Raw genomic sequence first — 22,350 nt, 5'->3', positions numbered from 1 at the left:
CGACGGCACAACTGCATACCTCATCCAGAGGGGCTGAGGGATACGGCCCGACGACGCCCCGGCAACCACCCGCACGCTCGACGCCGAGCGCCCTGCGGGCAGGTGCCAATTCCGTCCCCGCCGCACCCGGCGATGCGGGGAAAGATGAGAGGAACCCCTCGACATGACGTCGACGCTTCCCGCCGTCTCCGGCATCGACACCACCCGCAGCCCGGCCCGCGCCCTGGTCTGTCGTGCCTGTTCCGCGCGCTACCCGCTGGCCGCCCAGCACGCCTGTTACGAGTGTTTCGGCCCGCTGGAGGTCGACTACGACACCGCCGCGCTGGCCACCGTCACCCGGGAACAGATCGAGGCCGGCCCGAACAGCATCTGGCGCTACGCCGCCCTGCTGCCGGCCGGCCAGGACCCGGCCACCCGGGTCACCCTCGACCCCGGGCTGACCCCGCTGGTCGCCGCCGGGAACCTCGCCGCCGAGCTGGGCCTCACCGGCCCGCTCTGGGTCAAGGACGACAGCGCCAACCCCACCCACTCGTTCAAGGACCGGGTGGTGTCGGTGGCGCTGACCGCCGCCCGGGCGCTCGGGTTCACCCGCTACGCCTGCGCGTCCACCGGCAACCTGGCCAACTCCGTCGCCGCGCACGCCGCTCGCGCGGGCGTGCCGTCGGTGGTCTTCATCCCCGGTGACCTGGAGCAGGGCAAGGTCGTCACCACCGCGGTCTACGGCGGCGACCTGGTCGCCATCGACGGCTCCTACGACGACGTGAACCGGCTCTGCGGCGAGCTGGTGGAGACCGACGAGTTCGAGGACACCGCGTTCGTCAACGTCAACGTCCGTCCGTTCTACGCCGAGGGCTCCAAGACGCTCGGCTACGAGGTGGCCGAGCAGTTGGGCTGGCGGATCCCGGCCCAGGTGGTGATCCCGATGGCCAGCGGCGAGCTGCTCACCAAGATCGACAAGGCGTTCACCGAGCTGGTCGAGATCGGGCTGGTGGAGGCGCCGGCCGGTGGCTGGAAGGTGTTCGGCGCGCAGTCCGCCGGCTGCAACCCGATCGCCACCGCGCTGCACGACGACCGCGACACCATCGTCCCGGTCAAGCCGACCGGCATCGCCAAGTCGTTGAACATCGGCGACCCGGCGGCCGGCGTCTACGCGCTGGAGGCGGTCCGCCGCACCGGCGGCTGGATGGAGTACGCCGACGACGACGAGATCCGCGCGGCCATCCGGCTGCTCGCCCGCACCACAGGTGTGTTCGCCGAGACCGCGGGCGGCGTGACGGTGGCGGTGCTGCGCAAGCTGGTGGAGTCCGGCCGGCTCGATCCCGCCGCGGAGACGGTGGTCTTCAACACCGGCGAGGGCCTCAAGACGCTCGACGCGGTGGCCGCCGAGTCCGGCCCCACCCACCACATCAAGCCCAACCTCCGCGCCGCCCGAGACGCCGGCCTCCTCTCCTGACCGCCCCGTCGATCAAGGAGTTTGCGTCGGCCGGCGGGCCGACACCCGACGCAAACTCCTTGATCAACTCGCGGGGGGTGACGGTGGGACTGCGAGGAGTGGCAGAAAACCACCGGCGAGGACTTGACGGCAGGAACCGGACGGCGCAAGATGCTCCGTGCGGGAGGGCATCCGCCGGAGACTTTTCTAAGTTTTGCGACCCAACGCCGGAGGCGTTGTGCGGACGTCCCTCCCGACCAACCTCGCGCAGGGCCAGCGGAAAACCGCTGGCCCTGTCGCCGTTCCCGGCCCAGGATCACCGTCATGGGCCTGACCGTCGCGCCGCTCGATCCCGCCGACCTGCCGACGCTCGACGCGGCGTACCGGATCGCCTGCGCGGCCCAGGCGGTGGACGAACCGGACCTGCCCCCGACCTGCCGGCGGCGGTTCGAGGCGCTGCTGCGGCATCCGATGCCCGGCATCGACGGACGCATGGTCGTCGCCCGCCTCGACGGGGCGCCGGTCGGCTGGCTCCGGCTGCACCTGCACACGCTGGAGAACACCGAGAACGCCACCGTCGAGCTGGCGGTGGACCCGGCGCACCGGCGGCGCGGGATCGGGCGGGCGCTGCACGAGCACGGCCTGCGGCTGCTCCGGGAGCACGGCGGCAAGCGGCTGGTCGGTTCCACGGCCGTCGCGCTGCCCGGCGAGGAGGGCCGGGAGTTCCCGGGCGCCGCGTTCGCCGCCGCGATGGGCGCGACGGCGGCCAACGCCGACGTGCGCCGCCGGCTCGACGTGGCCGCGCTGGACCGGACCAGGCTGGCCGCGCTGCTCGCCGACGCCCGCGCGGCGGCCACCGGCTACCGGACCGTGCGCTGGCGCGACCGCGTGCCCGACGACCACGTTTCGGACGTCGCCCACCTGGAGGGCCGGCTGTTGCTCGACGCGCCCATCGGCGAGCTGGCGTGGGAGCAGGAGAAGATGGACGCGCGGCGGAAGCGGGCCGTCGAGCGGGCGCTCGACGCCCGGGGCGTACGCCGCTACAACACCGGGGCGGTGCACGAGGCGTCCGGCCGGTTGGTCGGCTGGAGCCAGCTCAGCCTCGCCGCGAGCAGCACCGACCACGCCTGGCAGCAGATCACCATCGTCGACCCCGGCCACCGCGGCCACCGGCTCGGCCTGCTCTGCAAGGCCGCCAACCTGGGGTACGCGCTGGCACACGAACCGGCGCTGCGGACCGTCGACACCTGGAACGCCGCCGCCAACGCCCCGATGATCGCGATCAACGAGCAGCTCGGCTTCCGCCCGGCCGCCGGCTCGGTCGACTGGCAGTTGGCGATCTGAGTTGTGACACGCCCCTACTGATCTGGTGCCTTCCTGTTGCATGATGGCGGGCATGACGGAGACCCCGCACCCCCTGTACGACAGGCACGCCGAGACCCTCGACCGGGCGCTGACCGCGATCACGGAGCGCGGGTACTGGTCCGCCTATCCCGAGTCGCCCAGCCCCCGGGTGTACGGCGAGACCGCCGCCGCCGACGGCAAGGCCGCCTTCGAGGCGTACCTGGGTGGCGACTTCCCGCTCGACCAGGCCGGTGACGGCACCACGGTGACCACCGAGGCCAGCCCGTTCGGCGTGCCGCTCGACGTGCGCTATCCGCACGCCGGCGCCGACCAGCTCGTGGACGCCGCCACCGCCGCGCTGCCGGCCTGGCGTGACGCCGGCCCGAAGGCCCGCGCCGGAGTGTGCCTGGAGATCCTCGACCGCCTCCACCGGAACATCTTCGAGCTGGCCAACGCGGTGCAGTTCACCAGCGGCCAGGCGTTCGTGATGGCGTTCCAGGCCGGTGGCGCGCACGCGCTGGACCGGGCGCTGGAGGCGGTCGCCTACGCGTACGCGGAGATGAGCCGCCACCCGGGGACGGCCGGCTGGGAGAAGGCCGCCGGCAAGGGCGACCCGCTGCGGATGACCAAGACGTTCCACGTGGTGCCGCGCGGGGTGGCCCTGGTCATCGGCTGCAACACGTTCCCGACCTGGAACTCGTACCCCGGGTTGTTCGCCTCGCTGGTCACCGGCAACCCGGTGGTGGTGAAGCCGCACCCGCGCGCGGTGCTGCCGCTGGCGATCACCGTGAGGTACGCCCGCCAGGTGCTCGCCGAGGCCGGCTTCGACCCGAACCTGGTGCAGCTCGCCCCGGAGGCGGCGGGCGAGAAGCTCGCCTCGACCCTGGCCCTGCACCCGGCCGTGAGGATCGTCGACTTCACCGGCTCCACCGAGTACGGCGACTGGCTGGAGTCCAACGCCCGGCAGGCCGCCGTCTACACCGAGAAGGCCGGCCTGAACACGGTGGTGATCGACTCCACCGACGACTTCGCCGGGCTCTGCCGCAACCTGGGCTTCACGCTCACGCTCTACAGCGGCCAGATGTGCACCACCTCGCAGAACCTGCTGATCCCGCGCGACGGCATCGAGACCGACCAGGGGCACAAGACCTTCGACGAGGTGGCCGCCGGGATCGCCGGCGCGGTCGCCAAGCTGACCGCCGACCCGGCCCGGGGCGTGGAGCTGACCGGCGCCATCGTCAACGACGGCGTGCTGGAGCGCCTCGACGAGGTGACCAAGGTCGGTGAGCCGGTGCTGGAGTCCCGCACCGTCGAGCACCCGTCCTTCCCGGGCGCCGTGGTGCGTACGCCGACGGTGGTGAAGCTGGACGCCGGCGACACCGCGACCTACGCGCGGGAGTGGTTCGGGCCGATCTCGTTCGCCATCGCGACCGACTCGACCGCGCACAGCCTGCGCGTGCTCCGCGAGACGGTGGGGGAGAAGGGCGCGCTGACCGCCGCCGTCTACTCCACCGACGAGGCGGTGCTGGACGCGGCCGAGGCGGCGGCGGTCGACGCCGGGGTGCACCTGTCCTGCAACCTGACCGGTGGCGTGTTCGTCAACCAGTCGGCGGCGTTCTCCGACTTCCACGGCTCGGGCGCGAACCCGGCGGCGAACTCCGCGCTGACCGACGGCGCGTACGTCGCGAATCGCTTCCGCATCGTCCAGTCACGCCGCCACGCGTGAAAGGCGGGGCCCCTTCTTAACGCATTCGGTAGAGGAGGGGCCCCTTTTAACAACCCGGGTCAGGCCGGGCGGCGCATCTGGAGTTCGCGCAGGGCGGGGATCCGCGGGTGCCGGACGCGTACGCCGGTGTCGGTGAAGCCCAGCTTGCGGTAGGCCCGGCAGGCCCGGTCGTTGCCGACCACCACCTCCATCATCAGTTCCGGCCGCCCGCAGGCGCGCGACCAGGCCGCCACCTCGTCCACCAGCGCGGCGAGCAACCCGCTGCCCCGCCGGGCGGGCGTCACGTAGACCGCGTAGACCAGCGTCAGGCCCGGCTCGTCCGGTGCGACGGTGCCCCCGGCGTGGCCGACCAGGCGACCGCCCGGGTCGGCGACGAACTGGGCGGTGTGGTCGCCCCGGGAGACGGCCGCCACCCGGGCTGCGAAGTCGGCGTGCGGCCGGGCGGCGGCCTCGGCGACGGTCTCCAGGAAGGCCAGCGGGGCGTCGGCCAGCATCTCCAGCCGGAGCGCCCGCATCCGGGCGGCGTCCTCCGGCCGGATCCGGCGGACCGTGGTCGGGGTGGGCGCGCTGGTCATGCCGCATGCATACCGGATCGGTCCGGAATCGTGCTCCGGCGGGGCCCCGCACGGCCGAATTATGCCCGATTTGTGGTCGTGCGCGGTCGTCACGCCTCGTGTAGCGTGCGATTTCGGTCACCGAATTCAGCGGCCGTCGCCGATGGCTCGAACCGGTGCGCCGCCGGTGCCGGTCCGCCGGTTCCCGGGTCTTGGAACGCCGCGCAGAGTGAGGAAGTGCACCGTGGCACAGGGCACCGTGAAGTGGTTCAACGCCGAGAAGGGCTACGGCTTCATCGCCGTCGACGGCGGGCAGGACGTCTTCGTCCACTTCTCCGCGATCGAGATGGACGGATACAAGGCACTGGACGACGGCCAGCGGGTCGAGTTCGAGATCGCCCAGGGCCAGAAGGGTCCGCAGGCCGAGCACGTCCGCGTCATCGCCTGATCCCTCGGCGGCCGCCGCACGCGGCCGGACCACCCCGACCGGTGCAGCGCCACGCCACCGCACCATGGAAGATCATGAGCCGTTCCAGCCGTTGCCGCTGAGGAGGGCCCATGTCCGAGCTGCCCCCGTCGGGATCCGACCAACCGGTGCCGCCGACCGACCCGACCCGGCCCGCATCGCCGGCCGCCGGGCCGGTGCCGGCGCAGGCGGGCCCGTCCGATCCGCCGACGCCCACCTCCGGTCCGCCGGCCGCCGACCCGTGGGCCGCCCCGGCCACCGCCGGGCCGTCCGGCTCCGACCCGGGCCTCTCCACCCCGCACGGGTACGGCCCCCCGCGCGGCTCCACTCCGGACGGCCCGCCGCCACCCGGTGGGCCTGCGCAGCAGCACGGCACCCCGCCGGGCTGGCCGGCCCAGCACGACACTCCGCCGGGCTGGCCGGCCCAGCAGGGCAACCCGCCGGGCTGGCCGGCGCAGCCCGGTTGGCCCGCGCAGCACGGCGCGCCGTCCGGCTGGAGCGCGCCGGACGCCGTACCGGCCTCCGGCTGGAACTGGCCCGGCGGCCCGGCGTACCCCGGTCATCCGATGCCCGGCGCGGCCTTCCCCGCGCAGCCGGCGCCCGGCGGTCCGCACAGCTGGTATCCGGGTCTCGACCCGAACGATCCGCTTGTCACCCCGCCGCACGCGGGCGTCGGCGGCTGGTTCGCCCGGTGCGTGGGCGCGGTGCGGCGGGGGTGGCGGCAGCTCCTGCCGATCATGCTGCTCACCCAGGGCGTCCCGGCGGCGGTGATCTCCGTCCTCTCGCTCTTCCTGGTGCCCACCGATCAGATGGTGACCGGCTCGGACGGCGCGCCGGTGCTGCCGGACGGCTACCTGGAACGGTTCTTCGTGTTCTACGGCGCGGTGCTGCTCGCCGCCCTGCTCCTGGGTCCGCTCCAGGCCGTGGGCTGGGCCGCGGGCACCTGGGTGGTGGCCCGGCAGGCGGCCGGCGAGCCGGTGGGTGTCGGCGCCGCGCTGCGGTACGGGCTGCGCCGGGCGCTCGGCCTGTGGGGCTGGACGATCGTGGTCTCGCTGCTGGTCACCGTCGGCGCCTGCTTCTGCCTGCTGCCCGGCGTCTACGCCGGGTTCGCGGTCGCGCTGTTCGGGCCGGTGTACCTGTTCGAGCGGCAGGATCCGATCGGGCGGGCCTGGCGGATGTTCCACCAGCGCTTCGGCATGATGCTGGGCCGGGTGGCGCTGGTGGTGTGCGCGCTGGTCGCGGCGAGCGTGCTGGACGTCGTGGTGAGCGCGGTGAGCGGCGCGCTGTTCGGCGCCGACCCGACGGCGGCGGCGGGCACCACTGTCGGCGCGGTGACGCTGGCGGTGATCGGCGCCGCCCTGGCCGTGCCGGCCTACCTCGCGCAGCTCGTCGGGCTGGTCGCCGCGTACGCCGAACAGCGGGCCCACGAAGGCCCGGTGAACGCGGCCCGACTGGCCGCGGAACTCGGCTGAGCGGCGCTGTCGTGCTTGCACTCGGCTAGGGAGAGTGCTAAACAAGTCATTGGCACTCGCGTACGGTGAGTGCCAATGGTCGGGGCGGTAGGGCCACGGCCGCGCAGGTGCCTTCAAGGGCGTCGGCGTGGCACGGGGCCGGTCGTCGCGGGCTGTCCGGCCCGACCGAGGAGGACGTCGTCGTCGCCAGGTGGCGACGTCCCCAAGGTGCGTACACCAGACGGCCCATCCGGGCATCCCGGGTGGCCCGTGAGTGTCCAGGAGGACAACGCCGTATGGCCAAGATGATCGCGTTCGACGAAGAGGCGCGCCGCGGCCTCGAGCGGGGCATGAACCAGCTCGCCGACGCCGTGAAGGTGACGCTCGGCCCGAGGGGCCGCAACGTCGTGCTCGAGAAGAAGTGGGGTGCCCCCACCATCACCAACGATGGTGTGAGCATCGCCAAGGAGATCGAGCTCGAGGACCCGTACGAGAAGATCGGCGCCGAGCTGGTCAAGGAGGTCGCGAAGAAGACCGACGACGTCGCCGGTGACGGCACGACGACGGCGACCGTCCTGGCCCAGGCCCTGGTTCGCGAGGGCCTGCGCAACGTGGCCGCCGGTGCCAACCCGATGGCCCTGAAGCGGGGCATCGAGGCCGCCGTCGCCAACGTCTCGGAGGAGCTGCTCAAGCTCGCCAAGGACGTGGAGACCAAGGAGCAGATCGCCTCCACCGCCTCCATCTCCGCCGGTGACAGCACCGTCGGTGAGATCATCGCCGAGGCGATGGACAAGGTGGGCAAGGAAGGCGTCATCACCGTCGAGGAGAGCAACACCTTCGGCCTCGAGCTCGAGCTCACCGAGGGCATGCGCTTCGACAAGGGCTACATCTCCGCCTACTTCATGACCGACCCGGAGCGTATGGAGGCCGTCTTCGACGACCCCTACATCCTGATCGTCAACAGCAAGATCTCGTCGGTGAAGGACCTGCTCCCGATCCTGGAGAAGGTCATGCAGTCGGGCAAGCCGCTGCTGATCATCGCCGAGGACCTGGAGGGCGAGGCCCTGGCCACCCTGGTGGTCAACAAGGTCCGTGGCACCTTCAAGTCGGTCGCCGTCAAGGCGCCGGGCTTCGGTGACCGCCGCAAGGCCATGCTGACCGACATCGCCATCCTCGCGGGTGGCCAGGTCATCAGCGAGGAGGTCGGCCTCAAGCTGGACGCCGTCAACCTCGACATGCTGGGCCGCGCCCGCAAGGTCGTGGTGACCAAGGACGAGACCACCATCGTCGACGGCGCCGGCGACGCCGACCAGATCCAGGGCCGGGTCAACCAGATCCGGGCCGAGATCGACAAGAGCGACTCCGACTACGACCGGGAGAAGCTGCAGGAGCGTCTGGCCAAGCTGGCCGGCGGTGTTGCGGTGATCAAGGTCGGCGCGGCCACCGAGGTCGAGCTGAAGGAGCGCAAGCACCGCATCGAGGACGCCGTCCGCAACGCGAAGGCCGCCGTCGAGGAGGGCATCGTCCCGGGTGGTGGCGTCGCGCTGGTGCAGGCCGGCAAGACCGCCTTCGACAAGCTGGACCTGGCCGGCGACGAGGCGACCGGCGCGCAGATCGTCAAGATCGCGCTGGACGCCCCGCTGCGGCAGATCGCCGTCAACGCCGGCCTCGAGGGTGGCGTCGTCGTCGAGCGGGTGCGCAACCTCGACCCGGGTCACGGCCTCAACGCCGCGACCGGCGAGTACGTGGACCTGCTGGCCGCCGGCATCATCGACCCGGCCAAGGTGACGCGTTCCGCGCTGCAGAACGCCGCCTCGATCGCCGCGCTGTTCCTCACCACCGAGGCCGTCGTGGCGGACAAGCCGGAGAAGACCCCGGCCGCCCCGGCTGGCCCGGGTGGCGGGGAGATGGACTTCTGAGTCCAGCTTCACCAGTACGCCGCAAGGGGCGGGCCGCGTTCAGCGGTCCGCCCCTTCCGCGTGTCGCCTCAGGTGGGCAGCGGGCGTTGGTTGCGCCGCTTGTGCGCCCGGTCGTACGGCGGGACCAGCCGCCTCGGCTCGTCGACCGGTTGGCGTGGCTCCTCCGTGGGTGGCTGGTCGGCGGCGTCCTGCTCGGCGTCGCCGAGGTCGAGCCGATCGGCGGCCAGTTCACCGGCCGGCTCGTGGGTCCGTTCGTCATCCGTGGGCATGCGCCGCCTCCTCCGTGCCTCGACCGTAGGGGGCGGCCGATCATCGCGGAGGGCGAACGGCGTTATGCGCCTTTGATGGCTTTCCGATAGAGGAAGAAGACGCGCTCGATCCGGGCGCCGGCCGCGCCGGAGTAGAACGGCACCGGCCCCACCCAGCCGATCTGCGCCGCGGCGATCCCGGCCGCCGCCTGGTCCCGGAGGCAGCGGCGCAGCAGCACCCCGCCGATCCCGGAGCCCTCGGCCGCCGGGGCGGTGCCCATCGGCCCGAACCAGCTCGGCCGCGCCGAACCGTACGCGGCGAAGCCGAGGATCTCGCCGTCCCGCTCGGCCAGGTGCGTGCCCGCGTCCGGGCGGCCCACCGAGCCGGCCAGCTCACCGTCCCAGGTGCCGCCGAAGACCGCGTGGGCGAAGGCGCTCAGCGCCGGCAGGTCCGCCGGCCCGGCCCGGCGTACCGTCACGCCCCGCTCGGCCAGCCGTCGCTCGGCGGCCTCGGTCGGGCGCAGCGCCGGCGACCCCTCGGTCAGCGCGGCGGTCATGTTCCAGGCCGTCCGGTCCTGCCGGAAGCCGAGCCGCGACGCGGCACAGACCGCCGGGGTGTACCGGACGTCGATGCCCGGCCAGGCGTAGTGCGGCGGGTTGCCGGCGAGCAGCAGCTCGGACGCGCCGAGCGCGGCCAGCCGCGCCTCCGCCCCGGTCAGCAGCGCCGTGCCGACGCCCCGGCGGCGCTCCGTCGGCGCCACCGCGACCAGGTCGACGTGGCCGCGCTCCGGAGCGGTCGCCGACAACGACCCGAGCAGGACCCCGACCAGCGTGCCGTCGCGGACCGCGCCGAGGCGCAGCACCGGGCGGTCGGCCGCCGCCCGCTCGGCGAGCGTGGCCACCACGGCCGGCGCCTCGGCCGCGTCCTCCGGCAGGTCCAGCGCCCGCCGGCACAGGTCGACGACGTCGGGCAGCCGATCCGGCCCCAGCTCGATGATCTCCACGTCCATGGACGCCGACGCTAGGCCATCCGGGCAGGTTTGTTAACCGGCCCGGGCGGCCCGCACCGCCGCGTACGCGTCGACCAGGCCGGCGCCGACCAGGTCCCGGGTGCCGCCACAGGTCGAGCCGGTCGGGACGGTGGCCGGGGTGGCGGTCTCGGTGAGGATCCGCCGGGTCCGGTCCAGGTCACCCACCAGCGCCGGGTTCGCCGACCACATCAACGCCACCACGCCCGCCACCTGCGGGGTGGCCATCGAGGTGCCGTCCAGGGTGGCGTACCCGCCGCCGGGGAACGCCGACGGCACGGCCGCGCCGGGAGCCACCAGATCGGGCTTCGCGGCCGTCCCGGTCGGGCCCCGGCTGGAGAACTCGGTGAGCCGGCGGGACCGGTCGACCGCGCCGACCGTGAGCACGTCCGGATACGGCGCCGGCGGGTCGGCGATGGAACCGCAGTGGGGGCCCTCGTTGCCGGCGGCGGCCACCACCAGGATGCCGGCGGCGGCCAGCGCGGCGGTCGCCGGGCGCAACGCCCCCGGGTCACACCCCTCCAGCGGTGGGCAGCCCCACGAGTTGGTCAGCACGTCCGGCGCGCGTCGCGGCCGGCCGTCGGTCAGCGGGTTCCCGCCCGGCGGGAACGGCGCCAGCATGAACTGGAGACAGTCGAGGTAGCGGGCCGGGCTGCCCAGGTTGCGGTCCAGGTTCACGCAGCCGACCCAGCTCGCGCCCGGCGCCACGCCGATCCCGTCCCGGCCCACCGCGCTGCCGAGCGTGTGCGTGCCGTGGCCGCCCCGGTCGGCCGGCGCGCGACGGTGCTCCCACGGGTCGTACCAGGAGTCGTCGCCGCCCCGGAAGCCGCCGGCCAGCGCCGGGTGCTGTCCGTCCACGCCGGAGTCCGAGCTGCCCACCACCACGCCGGCGCCGGTGACGCCCAGCTCCGACCAGACCCGGTCCGCGCCGATCAGCGACACGTTCCAGGTCGGGCCGGTCGGCGCCGGCGTGTCACCCCGGGCCGGCGGCGCCGCGGCGGGCAGCGGGCGCGGTCGCTGGTCGACGAGCACCCGGGCCACCTCGGGGCGGCCGGACAGCCAGGCCCGTACCGCCGGGCCGCCGTCCGTGGAGATCGCGTTGACCAGGTAGTAGGGCGTCGGGTCGAGGCGCAGCCGGGTCAGCGTGCGGCGCAGGTCGCCCTGGGTGCGGTCGGCGGTGGCGACCAGTCGCCGATACACCTCGGCGGCCCGGGCGTCCCGACCGGCCCGGCCCGGCGCGCCGGCCGGCAGGCCGCTCAGGTCGGCCTGTTCGCGCAGCACCACCAGCAGCCGCTCGCCGTACAGGCCCGGCTGGCCGGGCACCACGTACACCACCGTCACGGCGGCCAGCAGCGCCCCGGCGACCAGCCCGGCCACGCCCCGGCGGGGCGCGCCGGCGCGCGGGCGGGCCAGCAGCACGCCGTACCCGACGGCGAGCAGGACCGCGACGGCGAACGCGGCGCCGGTGCCGACCGCGACCCAGAACGGCACGTCGCGGGTGCTGGCCAGCAGCAGCGTGATCTCCTCCGGATCGGTGAGGGCCAGCGGCCCGACCAGCGCCAGGCCGACCAGCCAGCGCACCGGCGCCGGCCCGGCCGGCCGGCCGGCGTGCCGGGCCGCCACCTCCAGCGCGCCCAGCACGAAACCGAGCGGCGGCAGCAGGACCAGGCCCGGCAACTGGGCGCCCGACTGGCCGGCGCCGGCGGCCAGCAGCGTCAGCGTGACGCCGGCGACCAGGCCGCCGACCAGCACCAGCCGGGCCGGCCGGACCTCGGTGCCGGGCGCGAGGCCGGCCCAGAACGCGGGGCCGAGCAGGATCCCGGCCAGCACGCCGAACGCGGCGGCGGCCAGCCCGGCGAGCACCGTCTCCAGCAGCCCGCCCAGCGCGCCCACCCAGAGCCAGGGCAGCAGGACCGCCAGCCCGGCGGCGACCGCCAGCAGCGTCACCGCGCCGGGCCGTCGCCCGCCGCCCGCCGGAACCGCGGGCGCTTCGTCGCCCCCACCCGGTCCCGGCACCGCGTCCGGCGGCCGGGGAACGGCAGGGCCGGACGACGCCGTCACGGTGGGGCGGCCGGGCAACCGGGCCACGGCGAGCGCGAGCAGTGCGGCGGTCAGCGCCAGCGCGGCCAGGTAGGCCTCGTGGTGCACCGGCGGCAGCGCCCGGAGCAGCGTCGCCGCGCCGAGCGCGACCGCGCCGCCGGTCCACGCCCGCCCGGCCGCCCGCACCGCCGGGGACCGGGGCAGCAGCGCCAGCGCCAGCGCCGGTCCGCCGACCAGCAGCATGGTGACCACCGCCACCACCGGCCAGACCGCCACCGCCCGGTCCAGCCCGGTGACCAGCACCACCTGGTCGACCAGCCAGCCGGTGACCTGGCCGGGCACGGTGACCAGCACCGCCCAGACGCCGGTCGCCACCGCCGCGACGACCGGCCACGGCCCGGTCTCGCGCGGCGGCAGGGGTACGGGAGCAGCGGGCGGGCCGGTCAGCATGGTCATCACGGTACGGCCGGGGCGTGTCGCCGTGGCGCGGGGACGGCTACCGTGGACGGGTGCGCGACCCCAACGTGTCCCGATCCGCGGCCGGTCAGCTCTCCGCCGAGCGCCGCGCCGACGACCTGCGCCGGCTGCGCGCCGAGCGGTTCGACGTGCTGATCATCGGTGGCGGGGTGACCGGCGCGGGCGCCGCGCTCGACGCGGCGTCCCGGGGGCTGAAGGTCGCCCTGGTGGAGGCGCGCGACTACGCCGCCGGCACGTCCAGCCGGTCCAGCAAGCTGATCCACGGTGGCCTCCGCTACCTGGAGCAGTTGGAGTTCCACCTGGTCCACGAGGCGCTGACCGAACGCGGGCTGCTCGCCACCCGACTCGCCCCGCACCTGGTCCGCCCGGTGCCGATCCTGGTGCCGCTGCCGGCCGAGGGCGGCGTGCGCGACCTGCCCCGGCGGTTCCTCCGCCGCTCCTACTACGGCCTCGGCGTGGCCGCTTACGACGCGTTCGCCGGGGTGTTCGGCGGCGGGCGCGGCATGCCGCTGCACCGGCACCTGACCCGCGAGGGCGCCCGCCGGGTCTTCCCGAGCCTGCGGCCCGACACGCTGGCCGGCGCGATCCGCTACTACGACGGCCAGGTCGACGACGCCCGGCTGGTGGTGACGCTGGCCCGCACCGCGGCCAGCCTCGGCGCGACCGTGGTCAACAGCGCCCGGGCGGTCGGCCTGGTCCGGCAGGCCCGCGAGGTGACCGGCGTCCGGGTGCGTGACCTGGAGGCGCCGGCCGGCTCGCCGGACGCCGAGTTCGAGGTCCGCGCCCGCACCGTGATCGCGGCGACCGGCGTGTGGAGCGACGACATGTCGCGGATGCTCAACGACGTCGGGCTGCGCCCCGGCCTGCGCGTGCGGGCCTCGAAGGGCGTGCACCTCGTGGTGCCCCGGTCGGCGATCGTCGGCGAGACCGGCCTGATCCTGCGCACCGCGACGAGCGTCCTCTTCGTCATCCCCTGGGGCGGGCACTGGATCATCGGCACCACCGACACCGACTGGCAGCTCGACCGCTCCCACCCGGCCGCCACCGCGCGCGACATCGCATACCTGCTGGAACAGGTCAACACCGTGCTGGACCGGCCGTTGACCACCGCCGACATCGAGGGCGTCTACGCCGGGCTGCGCCCGCTGCTCTCCGGCGAGGCGGATTCCACCTCCAAGCTCTCCCGGGAGCACGCCGTGGTCGAGCCGATGCTCGGCCTGCTGCTGGTGGCCGGCGGCAAATACACCACCTACCGGGTGATGGCCGCCGACGTCGTCGACCACGCGGCGCACCGGCTGGGTCGGGCCCGCCCGTCGCGCACCGCCGACCTGCCGCTGCTGGGCGCCGACGGGTACGCCGCGATGTGGCGGGACCGGGCCGACCTGGCCCGCCGGCACGGGGTGCCGGTCGGGGTGGTCGAGCACCTGCTGGAGCGCTACGGCAACCTCACCCTCGACGTGCTCGCCCTGGTCGACGCCGACCCGCTGCTCGGCTCGCCGCTGGCCGGCGCGCCGGAATACCTCGCCGCCGAGGTGACGTACGCGGCGCGGGCCGAGGGCGCGCTGCACGTGGAGGACGTGCTCACCCGGCGTACCCGGATCTCCATCGAGACCAGCCACCGCGGCCTGGAGTCGGCGGAGCACGTCGCGGAGCTGATGGGCGCGGTGCTCGGCTGGGACGCGGCGACCCGGGCCCGCGAGGTCGCCCACTACCGGGCGCGGGTGGAGGCCGAGCGGGAGTCACAGCTCATGCCGGACGACATCGCGGCCGACGCGGCGCGGCTCGGCGCCCCCGACGTGCGCGGCTTCGCCGCCGACCGGGGCACCGAGCTGCCGAGCTCGCCCCGCTGAGCAGACCGGAACCCTTACCGGCCGCTCGGTGGGTAGTGCACGCAACCTACGGAAGTGTAGGTTTCCCGCGTGGTTCGTCCATCCTCGACGCGCGTCCCCGCAGTGTCCGTCGCCGTCCTGCTGGCAACCGCCCTGACCGGCTGCTCGCTCCTCGGCCGCGCCGAGAGCGCCACACCCCCCGGTGAGCAGCTCTCGGCCACCCCGACGCCGGTCGGGAAGCGGGTCACCCTGCTGCAACGGCTCGGTTCGGACGGCAAGGTCCGCACGCTGGACGTCGACCCGGCCGGGCGGTGGCAGTGCCGCGACTGCGCCGGCGACGGCGTCGACGCGACAGGCGCGCTCAACCCCGAGCAGACCCAGCGGTTGCAGCGGATGCTCGCCGACCCGGCGCTGGCGAAGGAGACCGACGAGGCCCGGCGCTACCGGCAGCTGTGCATCGGTGCGCTGACCTCGTCGCTGCTCATCCCGCCGGAGCTGACCATCACTATCCAGGACTGCCCGGGCGAGCCGGCGCCCCCGGTGGCGTACGACGTGCTGCTGCTGCTCACCCAGGCCACCCCGGCCGAGGACAAGGGCTGAGTCAGATCACCTTGCCGGGGTTGAGCAGCCCCGCCGGGTCCAGCGCGGCCTTGACCGCCCGGTGCACCCGGACGCCCACCGGGCCGATCTCCCGCGCCAGCCAGTCCCGCTTGAGCAGCCCGACGCCGTGCTCGCCGGTGCAGGTGCCGCCGAGTTCCAGACCGAGCCGCATGATCTCGTCGAAGGCCCGCCGGCCCCGCTCCAGACTCGCCGGGTCGGCCCGGTCGACGACGATGTTGGGGTGCATGTTGCCGTCGCCGGCGTGCCCGACCACGCCGATCGGCACGTCGCACGACTCGGCGATCCGGGCCACCCCGTCCAGCAGCTCCGCGAGCCGGCCGCGCGGCACCGCCACGTCGTCGATGACCAGGCCGCCGTTGCCGCCGGGGAACGTCTGCGCGGCGAACCGTTCCATCGCCGGGTGGGCCAGCCGCCGGGCCTGGAGCAGCGCGGCGGCCTCGGTCGCGTCGGTGGCGGTCCAGACCTCGTCGGCGCCGGCCGCGGTGCACACCTCGGCGATCCGGGCCAGGTCGCCGGCCGCCCGGTCGCCGGTGTCCACCGCCGCCAGCAGCAGCGCCTCCGCGTCGGTCCGCAACCCCATCGGCCGGTACGCCTCGATGGCCCGCAGGTGCGTCCGGTCCAGCAGTTCGAGCAGGCTCGGGGTGAGCCCCCGTTCGGCGATCCCGGCGACCGCGCCGCCGGCCGCCGCAGTGGTCGGGAAGACCGCGACCAGGGTCAGCGACGCCTCGGGCGCCGGCCGCAGCGCCACGGTCACCTCGGTGATCACCCCGAGGGTGCCCTCCGAGCCGACGAAGAGCCGGGTCAGGTCGTACCCGGCGACGCCCTTGGCGGTGCGCCGGCCGGTGCGCAGCACCTCGCCGGAGGCGAGCACCACCTCCAGGCCGAGCACGTACTCGCTGGTCACGCCGTACTTCACGCAGCACATGCCGCCGGCGTTGGTGGCCACGTTGCCGCCGATGGTGGACGACTCCCAGGAGCCGGGGTCCGGCGGATACCAGAGCCCGCGCGCCCGCACCGCCTGAGCCAGCGCCGCGTTGACCACGCCGGGCTGCACCACGGCGATCCGGCCGACCGGGTCGACCTCCACGATCCGGTCCATCGCCACGGTGCTCAGCACCAGCGCGCCGGCCACCGCGTTCGCCGCGCCGGCCAGCCCGGTCCGCGCCCCCTGCGGCACCACCGGTACGCCGTGCCGGCCGGCCGCGCGCACGGTCGCCACCACCTGGGCGGTGTCGCGGGGGCGGACCACCACCAGCGGGGTGCCCGAGGCGCACAGGTCCGCCTCGTCCCGCTCGTGGCCGGCCAGCAGGTCCGGGTCGGTCAGCACGGCGGTGTCGCCGAGTTCGGCCCGCAGGTCGTCGAGGAGGGGATGGGCGGCCATGCCGGGAAGGCTACGCGTAGCCTCGGTCGCCATGCTCCTCCTGGACCCGCCCGCGGTGCCCTGGCGCGGCCGGCTCTGGTCGCACCTGATCAGCGACGTCTCGTACGCGGAGCTGCACGCCTTCGCCGAACTGCTCGGCGTGCCCCGGCGCGGCTTCGACCGGGACCACTACGACCTGCCCGCCGAACGGTTCGCGGTGGCGGTCTGGCTGGGCGCCACGGTGGTTCCGTCCCGGGAGATCGTCCGCCGGCTGCACGCCGCCGGACTGCGCCGCCCGAAGCACCGGGCGGCCCGGGCCTCAGGCGAGGCCGTCCAGCTCCCGGGTCAGGTTGGCGCGGGCCCGGTCCGCCCAGCGGGCGTGCGGCTCGGGTAGCCGGTAGAGCGCCGGCAGGTCGAGCAGCTGCCGCAGCACCGCGGCCCGGCCGGCGCGGAAGTCCGGCTCCGGGACGTGGGCGTACTCACGGCGGATCGCCTCGGCGTACCTGTCGTAGTCGGCCGGCTCGGCCGCCAGCACCGCCAGGTCGGCGTCGCAGAGCAGCGCGCCGTCCGGATCGTCCGGCGAGACCACGTGGCCGGTGGTGAGCAGCACCAGCCGGCGTACCTCGTCGACCGCCGCGGCCGGCAGCCCGGCGGCGGTGAGCAGACCCCCGGCCAGGTCGGCGCTGGCCCGCTCGTTGGCGTCGCCGCCCGCGCGCGGGTCGTAGACCGCGTCGTGGCACCACGCCGCGAGCCGGACCAGGTCCGGGCGGCGGGCCCGACCGTCGTACGCGTCGACGACGTCGAGCACCGTCCGCAGGTGATCCACCGTGTGGTGGTGTCGGTGCGGCTCCCGCCAGCCGGCCAGCAGCCGCGCCCCGGCCCGATCCACGGCGGCCCGGTCGGTGGCCCCGGCCGCCCACGCCGTCTCCCGCCACCGTGCCGTCAGCTCGTCCATCCGGTGCAGTCTGCCCGATCGGGGCCGTGTGGTTCTGCCCGATCGGGGCCGTGGAGTTCTGCCCGACCGGGCCGTGGGGCGAGGATTCAGCCGGGGTGGGACGGGTAGTACCCGCCATGGCCCGGGACCCACGACCGCCGCTGCTGCGGCGGATGACGTCGCGCGAGGGGCTGGCCGACCTGGACGGGCCGCGGATCTCCGCCGCCATGGACGAGCTGCGCGACAAGGGCAAGGCCACCCTGCACGACCGGCTGCACCGGGTGCGCACCGCGTTCGGCCTGGCGTTGCAGGCCGGGCTCGCGGCCGGGTTGGCGTACCTCGTCTCGCACCGGCTGCTGCACAACCCGCAGCCGGTCTTCGCGCCGATCTCCGCGGTGGGCACGCTGGCCGCCTCGGTCGGCCAGCGGTTCCGGCGCACCGTCGAGCTGATCATCGGGGTGGCGGTCGGTGTCCTCGTCGGCGACGTGCTGATCTACTTCCTCGGCACCGGCGCCTGGCAGCTCGCGCTGGTGGTGACGTCGGCGATCCTGCTGACCATCTTCGCCGGGGCGAGCGTGGCCATCGTGATCCAGGCAGCGGCGACCGCGGTGCTGATCGTGACGCTCAGCCCGTCCACCCAGAACATCGAGTTCCCGCGCTTCGTCGACGCGTTCATCGGCGGCACCATCGCGCTCGTGGTCACCGCCGTCCTACTCCCGCTCAATCCGCTCCGGGTGATCAACCGGGCCGCGCGCCCGGCGCTGGACCTGCTCGCCGAGCAGCTCGACGTGTGCGCCGAGGCGCTGCGCAACCGGGACCGGGGCGCGGCCCAGCGGGCGCTGTTCCGGCTCCGGGAGAACAAGGAGGAGCTGGCCGCGCTCAGCGAGGCGATCGAGGGCGCCAAGGAGACCATCACCATCTCGCCGGCCCGCTGGCACCGGCGCAGCGAGCTGACCCACTACGCGGAGGCGGCCGAGCCGATCGACCGGGCGATGCGCAACAGCGGCACGCTGATCCGTCGCTCGGTCACCATGATCGAGGACGAGGAGGCGATCCCCGAGCCGATGCCGGACGCCATCGCCCACCTCGCCGAGTCGGTACGCCTGCTGCGGCACGAGTTCGCCGTCGGGGAGGAGCCGCAGCAGGCCCGGGAGCGGACGCTGCGCGCGGTCAGCGAGGCCGGCCGGGCCTACGGCGTGGGGGTGGGCTTCTCCGGCAGCGTGGTGATCGCGCAGATACGTACCGCCGCCAGCGACCTGATGGTGGCCTCCGGCATCGAGCAGGAGGAGGCGAACCGCCTGGTCCGCGAGGCGTTCCACGGCAGCGACCAGCAGGCCGACGAGGCGCCCCGGCCTCCCACCGCCCCGCCGGTCGGCTGACCGTCGACGGTCACCGGGAGAGGGTGGCCAGGGCCCCCAGGAGGGTGTCGATCTCGTGGGCCGTGGTGCCCAGGCCGAGGCTGGCGCGCAGGGCGGTGGGGGGAAGGTCGGTGCGGCCGGACCGGGTGGCGGCCTCGGCCAGCAGGCGGCGGGTCAGCGGATGGGCGCAGAACAGGCCGTCCCGGACGCCGATCCGGTGCCGGGCCGCCAGGTGCGCGGCCACCTCGGCGGAGTCCCGGCCGGCGACCACGAAGCTGACGATGCCCACCCGGGGCGCCGTCGGGCCGAACGTGCGCAGCTCCACCACGTCCGGCAGCGCGGCCAGGCCGGCGCGCAGCCGGGTCAGCAAGGCCTGCTCCCGGGCGTGCAGCGCGGCCCGGTCCGCCGCCGTGAACGCCGCGCAGACCGCCGCCAGCGCCGCCGCGCCGAGCAGGTTCGGGGTGCCGCCCTCGTGCCGCGCCGGGCCGGTCGTCCACCGGACGTCGTGGGTGGCCGCGCCGACGTGGCTGGTCGCCCCGCCGCCGGGCAGGTACGGCGGGGCGGCGTCCAGCCAGTCCGCGCGCCCGACCAGCACGCCCGCGCCGAACGGGGCGTACAGCTTGTGGCCGGAGAGCGCCACGTAGTCCAGGTCCGACGCGGTCACGTCGACCGGGGCGTGCGGGGCGAGCTGCGCGGCGTCCACCAGGATGCGCGCGCCGTACCGGTGGGCCACCCGGGCCAGCTCGGCGACCGGCCAGCACTCGCCGGTCACGTTGCTCGCGCCGGTGACCGAGACCAGCACCGGCAGGCCGGGCCGGGCGTCGCGGGCCAGCTCGCCCAGCGCCGCGTCGAGGGACCGGACCGCGCCGGCCGGGCTGTCCGGCACCGGCAGCCGCACCGAGCCGCGCGGCCAGGGAAGCAGGTTGGCGTGGTGCTCGCCGCCGAAGGTGACCACTGTGGTGCCGGCGGGCAGCGCCCGGGCCAGCAGGTTCACCGCGTCGGTGGTGTTCCGGGTGAAGATCACGTGGTCGGTGGGGCGGGCGCCGAGGAAGTCCGCCACGGTCTGCCGGGCCCGCTCGTAGGCCAGCGTGCAGCGCCGGGACAGCGCGCCCGCGCCGCGGTGCACGCTCGCGTACCAGGGCAGCAGCTCGGCCACCGCGTCGGCCGCGGCCCGCGCGCACGGCGCGCTGGCGGCGTGGTCCAGGTTGATCTCTCCCGGTACGCCGAGCACGCCGAGCGGGTCCGGCCGGACCGGCCCGGGCAACGTGGGCAGGGCGGGAACGAGGGTGACGGTCATGGCGGAGCCTCCCGGGCCACCGGGGACCCCCGGGTGTCGCCGAAGGGGTCCGCGCTTGCCCAGCACGCGTGTCGGCGCTGGGCCCGGTCATCACCCGGGGCACCCCACCGCGAACTGACGAGGGTTGCCGGCCAGCAAGCCGGGGCTTGACGCTGGCGCTCGTGACCTGTTGCGGAGCATAGCCGTCGTGATGCGGCCGGAACAGTGGGGCGCGGGTGACTACGCTGACCGCATGGCCGTCACCCCGCCCGGCGGAGCACTGCCGCCGCCGTCCGCGCCCGCCGTCCCGCCGCCCGGGGCGCCGACGCCGCGGATGCCGCTGCGCCGGCTCGGCTGGCGCCGCTTCCTGGCGCTGGCCGGGGTGGTGCTGCTGATCGCGGCCGGCGCGCTGTTCATGGTGTTCACGCTGGGCGAGAGCCTGGGCGCCGAGGCGCTGCTGATCGGCGTGATCGCGGCGATCCTGCCGGTGCCGGTGCTGGTGTCCTGCTTCCTCTGGCTCGACCGCTACGAACCCGAGCCGCTGAAATACCTGATCTTCTGCTTCGCCTGGGGCGCGTTCGTCTCCACCGCCATCTCGCTGCTGGTCAACGAGACGGGCGCGCGGCTGTTCAAGGACTGGGGGCTACCCGCCGCGCTGACCGCGGTGCTGGTCGCGCCGTTCATCGAGGAGCTGACCAAGGCGGCCGGCCCGATCCTGCTGCTGATCTTCCGGCGACGGGAGTTCTCCGGGGTGACCGACGGCCTGGTCTACTGCGGGCTCTCCGCGGTCGGCTTCGCCATGGTGGAGAACATCCTCTACCTGGGCGGGTACGGCTACCGCACCGGCGTCGAGGAATACGGCCCGGCCACCGGCGCCCAGCAGGTCATCGCGATCTTCATCGTGCGGATCCTGCTGTTCGGCTTCGCCCACCCGCTGTTCACCTCGATGACCGGCGTCGGGCTGGGCGTGGCCGCGCGTACCGCCGACCGGCGGGTCCGGATCCTCGCCCCGCTCGCCGGCCTGCTGCTGGCCATGATGCTGCACGGCACCTGGAACCTGATCCCCTCACTGGCCCAGGCCACCGGGCAGACGGTGATCGTGCTCTACGGCTACATCGGCGTGATGGTGCCGATCTTCTTCGGCATGGTGGGGCTGGCCGTCGGCCTGCGCGCCTGGGAGGGGCGGCTCACCGAGCGCACCCTGCCCGACTACGTCCGGGCCGGCTGGCTCACCCCGCCCGAGGTGGCGGCGCTGGGCAGCCTCGGCCGGCGGCACGCCGCCCGCGCCTGGGCCCGGCGGGTGGCCGGCGACGGCGGGGTGAAGGCGATGCGCGGCTACCAGTTCGCCGCGACCCGGTTGGCGTTGCTGCGCGACGGCATGCGTCGAGGGCTGGACCGCAAACCCGCCGAGCGGGACCGGACGGCGCGGGAGGAACGGGAGCTGCTGGACTCGATCGCCGCGTACCGGTCGTTCTTCGTCGGCCGCGACCCACAGGCGCCGGTCGGGGTCTGGGACGGTCAGCGCTACCACCTGCGGTTCCCGGACGGCTCCCAGCGTGCGGTGGAGGCGCCGGACGAGCCGGTGGTGCCGATCCCGGTGGTGCTGGCCCCGCCGCCGCCGATCGGGCCCGGCCCGCACCCGTGGCACCCGCGCGGCTGAGCGCTCAGGCCATCAGGCCGGTGAGGAAGTCGCCCAGCCCCTGGGCGATGGCCATCAGCGCGACCCCGATGCCCCGGAACAGCTGCGCCGCCCCGTCCGGTCGGAACGCCATGAAGTAGATCAGGAACGCGAGGAACCCCCAGGCGAGAATCCTTTTGATCACGATCGGCATGGTCCCTCCCCAGGGCGCGCTGAGGTGCCTGGGCTTCCCGCCGGGCAGCGCCGCAAACGGCGCTGGTGCGGGGCGGCCGTCAGAGGTAGAGCCCGGTCGACCCGGTCTCGGCGCTCTCCACCCGCTCCGCCGCCACCGCGTGCACGTCACGCTCGCGCAGCAGCACGTACGCCCGGCCGTGCAGCTCGACCTCGGAGCGGTCGTCCGGGTCGAAGAGCACCCGGTCCCCGGCGACGATCGAGCGCACGTGCGGCCCGACGCCCACCGCGGTGGCCCAGGCCAGCCGCTTGCCGACCGCCGCGGTCGCCGGGATCACGATGCCGGCGGTGGAGCGGCGTTCCCCCTCACCGCCCTCGGTACGCACCAGCACGCGATCGTGCAGCAGGCGGATGGGCAGCCCGGCGTCGAGACTCTGGTCGGCGGTCACGCGAAGACGCTACCGCGCGCCCCACGGG

The 22,350-nt window shown here is 74.8% G+C and carries 20 protein-coding genes and 2 riboswitches; of the genes, 11 read left to right on the top strand and 9 right to left on the bottom strand.

Annotated elements, in window-relative coordinates:
• Nucleotides 1-17: 17 nt before the first annotated feature.
• Nucleotides 18-151: riboswitch (SAM riboswitch) on the top strand.
• Nucleotides 152-163: 12 nt separating this feature from the next.
• The 3 genes from thrC to paaN all read left to right on the top strand — a co-directional run bounded on the left by thrC (nt 164) and on the right by paaN (nt 4,502).
• On the top strand, nt 164-1,453 hold the full coding sequence (gene thrC / locus GA0070213_RS25095) for a threonine synthase (protein WP_091069832.1): 1,290 nt from the start codon (nt 164-166) through the stop codon (nt 1,451-1,453).
• A 150-nt stretch (nt 1,454-1,603) separates the two neighbouring features.
• Nucleotides 1,604-2,776 (top strand): GNAT family N-acetyltransferase, encoded by a 1,173-nt coding sequence (locus GA0070213_RS25090; RefSeq protein WP_091069830.1) that lies wholly within the window; start codon nt 1,604-1,606, stop codon nt 2,774-2,776.
• 52 nt (nt 2,777-2,828) lie between these two features.
• A complete protein-coding gene (gene paaN / locus GA0070213_RS25085) occupies nt 2,829-4,502 on the top strand; it encodes a phenylacetic acid degradation protein PaaN (RefSeq protein ID WP_175441481.1) in 1,674 nt (557 codons plus the stop codon).
• Between the two features lie 59 nt (nt 4,503-4,561).
• Here the strand turns inward: paaN and GA0070213_RS25080 are convergent, their stop codons facing one another.
• A complete protein-coding gene (locus GA0070213_RS25080) occupies nt 4,562-5,077 on the bottom strand; it encodes a GNAT family N-acetyltransferase (protein WP_091069825.1) in 516 nt (171 codons plus the stop codon).
• A gap of 223 nt (nt 5,078-5,300) precedes the next feature.
• Here GA0070213_RS25080 and GA0070213_RS25075 point away from each other — a divergent pair, with 223 nt between their 5' ends.
• From GA0070213_RS25075 to groL, 3 genes are all read left to right on the top strand, one after another.
• Entirely contained in the window at nt 5,301-5,504 is a 204-nt protein-coding gene (locus tag GA0070213_RS25075; protein WP_039909088.1) for a cold-shock protein, read from the top strand.
• 110 nt (nt 5,505-5,614) lie between these two features.
• Nucleotides 5,615-6,994 carry a hypothetical protein gene (locus GA0070213_RS25070; protein WP_091069823.1) on the top strand — a complete coding sequence of 460 codons (1,380 nt, stop codon included), beginning with the start codon at nt 5,615-5,617 and terminating at the stop codon, nt 6,992-6,994.
• A 275-nt stretch (nt 6,995-7,269) separates the two neighbouring features.
• A complete protein-coding gene (groL, locus tag GA0070213_RS25065; RefSeq protein ID WP_091069820.1) occupies nt 7,270-8,892 on the top strand; it encodes a chaperonin GroEL in 1,623 nt (540 codons plus the stop codon).
• A 68-nt stretch (nt 8,893-8,960) separates the two neighbouring features.
• On the opposite strand, the gene GA0070213_RS25060 is transcribed toward groL, so the two are convergent.
• The 3 genes from GA0070213_RS25060 to GA0070213_RS25050 form a co-directional block, all read right to left on the bottom strand.
• Entirely contained in the window at nt 8,961-9,161 is a 201-nt protein-coding gene (locus tag GA0070213_RS25060) for a hypothetical protein (RefSeq protein ID WP_091069817.1), read from the bottom strand.
• Between the two features lie 62 nt (nt 9,162-9,223).
• Nucleotides 9,224-10,150: a GNAT family N-acetyltransferase gene (locus tag GA0070213_RS25055; protein WP_091069815.1), complete on the bottom strand. Its 927-nt coding sequence runs from the start codon at nt 10,148-10,150 to the stop codon at nt 9,224-9,226.
• A gap of 33 nt (nt 10,151-10,183) precedes the next feature.
• The gene (locus GA0070213_RS25050) at nt 10,184-12,664 is read right to left on the bottom strand and encodes a S8 family serine peptidase (RefSeq protein ID WP_091069814.1); all 2,481 of its coding nucleotides are present in this window, start codon (nt 12,662-12,664) and stop codon (nt 10,184-10,186) included.
• Nucleotides 12,665-12,732: 68 nt separating this feature from the next.
• On the opposite strand from GA0070213_RS25050, the gene GA0070213_RS25045 reads away from it, so the two are divergent.
• Nucleotides 12,733-14,535: a glycerol-3-phosphate dehydrogenase/oxidase gene (locus GA0070213_RS25045; protein WP_175441490.1), complete on the top strand. Its 1,803-nt coding sequence runs from the start codon at nt 12,733-12,735 to the stop codon at nt 14,533-14,535.
• 102 nt (nt 14,536-14,637) lie between these two features.
• The gene (locus tag GA0070213_RS25040; RefSeq protein ID WP_245716541.1) at nt 14,638-15,114 is read left to right on the top strand and encodes a hypothetical protein; all 477 of its coding nucleotides are present in this window, start codon (nt 14,638-14,640) and stop codon (nt 15,112-15,114) included.
• A gap of 1 nt (nt 15,115) precedes the next feature.
• Here the strand turns inward: GA0070213_RS25040 and GA0070213_RS25035 are convergent, their stop codons facing one another.
• Entirely contained in the window at nt 15,116-16,516 is a 1,401-nt protein-coding gene (locus tag GA0070213_RS25035; protein WP_091069806.1) for an FAD-binding oxidoreductase, read from the bottom strand.
• A gap of 31 nt (nt 16,517-16,547) precedes the next feature.
• Here GA0070213_RS25035 and GA0070213_RS25030 point away from each other — a divergent pair, with 31 nt between their 5' ends.
• On the top strand, nt 16,548-16,889 hold the full coding sequence (locus GA0070213_RS25030; protein WP_091069804.1) for a DUF4031 domain-containing protein: 342 nt from the start codon (nt 16,548-16,550) through the stop codon (nt 16,887-16,889).
• Here the strand turns inward: GA0070213_RS25030 and GA0070213_RS25025 are convergent.
• A complete protein-coding gene (locus GA0070213_RS25025; RefSeq protein ID WP_091069801.1) occupies nt 16,815-17,450 on the bottom strand; it encodes an HD domain-containing protein in 636 nt (211 codons plus the stop codon). The two genes, GA0070213_RS25030 and GA0070213_RS25025, sit on opposite strands and share 75 nt — an antisense overlap.
• Before the next feature lie 116 nt (nt 17,451-17,566).
• Here GA0070213_RS25025 and GA0070213_RS25020 point away from each other — a divergent pair, with 116 nt between their 5' ends.
• The gene (locus GA0070213_RS25020) at nt 17,567-18,808 is read left to right on the top strand and encodes an FUSC family protein (RefSeq protein WP_091069799.1); all 1,242 of its coding nucleotides are present in this window, start codon (nt 17,567-17,569) and stop codon (nt 18,806-18,808) included.
• Nucleotides 18,809-18,818: 10 nt separating this feature from the next.
• On the opposite strand, the gene GA0070213_RS25015 is transcribed toward GA0070213_RS25020, so the two are convergent.
• Nucleotides 18,819-20,084 carry an aminotransferase class V-fold PLP-dependent enzyme gene (locus GA0070213_RS25015; RefSeq protein ID WP_091069797.1) on the bottom strand — a complete coding sequence of 422 codons (1,266 nt, stop codon included), beginning with the start codon at nt 20,082-20,084 and terminating at the stop codon, nt 18,819-18,821.
• 46 nt (nt 20,085-20,130) lie between these two features.
• Nucleotides 20,131-20,251: riboswitch (SAM riboswitch) on the bottom strand.
• Between the two features lie 23 nt (nt 20,252-20,274).
• On the opposite strand from GA0070213_RS25015, the gene GA0070213_RS25010 reads away from it, so the two are divergent.
• Nucleotides 20,275-21,723: a PrsW family intramembrane metalloprotease gene (locus GA0070213_RS25010; protein WP_091069796.1), complete on the top strand. Its 1,449-nt coding sequence runs from the start codon at nt 20,275-20,277 to the stop codon at nt 21,721-21,723.
• 4 nt (nt 21,724-21,727) lie between these two features.
• Here the strand turns inward: GA0070213_RS25010 and GA0070213_RS31685 are convergent, their stop codons facing one another.
• Together GA0070213_RS31685 and GA0070213_RS25005 are read right to left on the bottom strand one after the other, a co-directional pair.
• Nucleotides 21,728-21,895: a hypothetical protein gene (locus tag GA0070213_RS31685; protein WP_175441480.1), complete on the bottom strand. Its 168-nt coding sequence runs from the start codon at nt 21,893-21,895 to the stop codon at nt 21,728-21,730.
• A 79-nt stretch (nt 21,896-21,974) separates the two neighbouring features.
• A complete protein-coding gene (locus tag GA0070213_RS25005) occupies nt 21,975-22,322 on the bottom strand; it encodes a GroES family chaperonin (protein ID WP_091069795.1) in 348 nt (115 codons plus the stop codon).
• Nucleotides 22,323-22,350 lie beyond the last annotated feature (28 nt).

Origin of the sequence: Micromonospora humi (assembly GCF_900090105.1) — a bacterium.
Taxonomy (GTDB): Bacteria; Actinomycetota; Actinomycetes; order Mycobacteriales; family Micromonosporaceae; genus Micromonospora; species Micromonospora humi.
The sequence above is the reverse complement of the archived record's forward strand: the minus strand, read 5'-3'. Positions and strand labels throughout refer to the sequence as shown.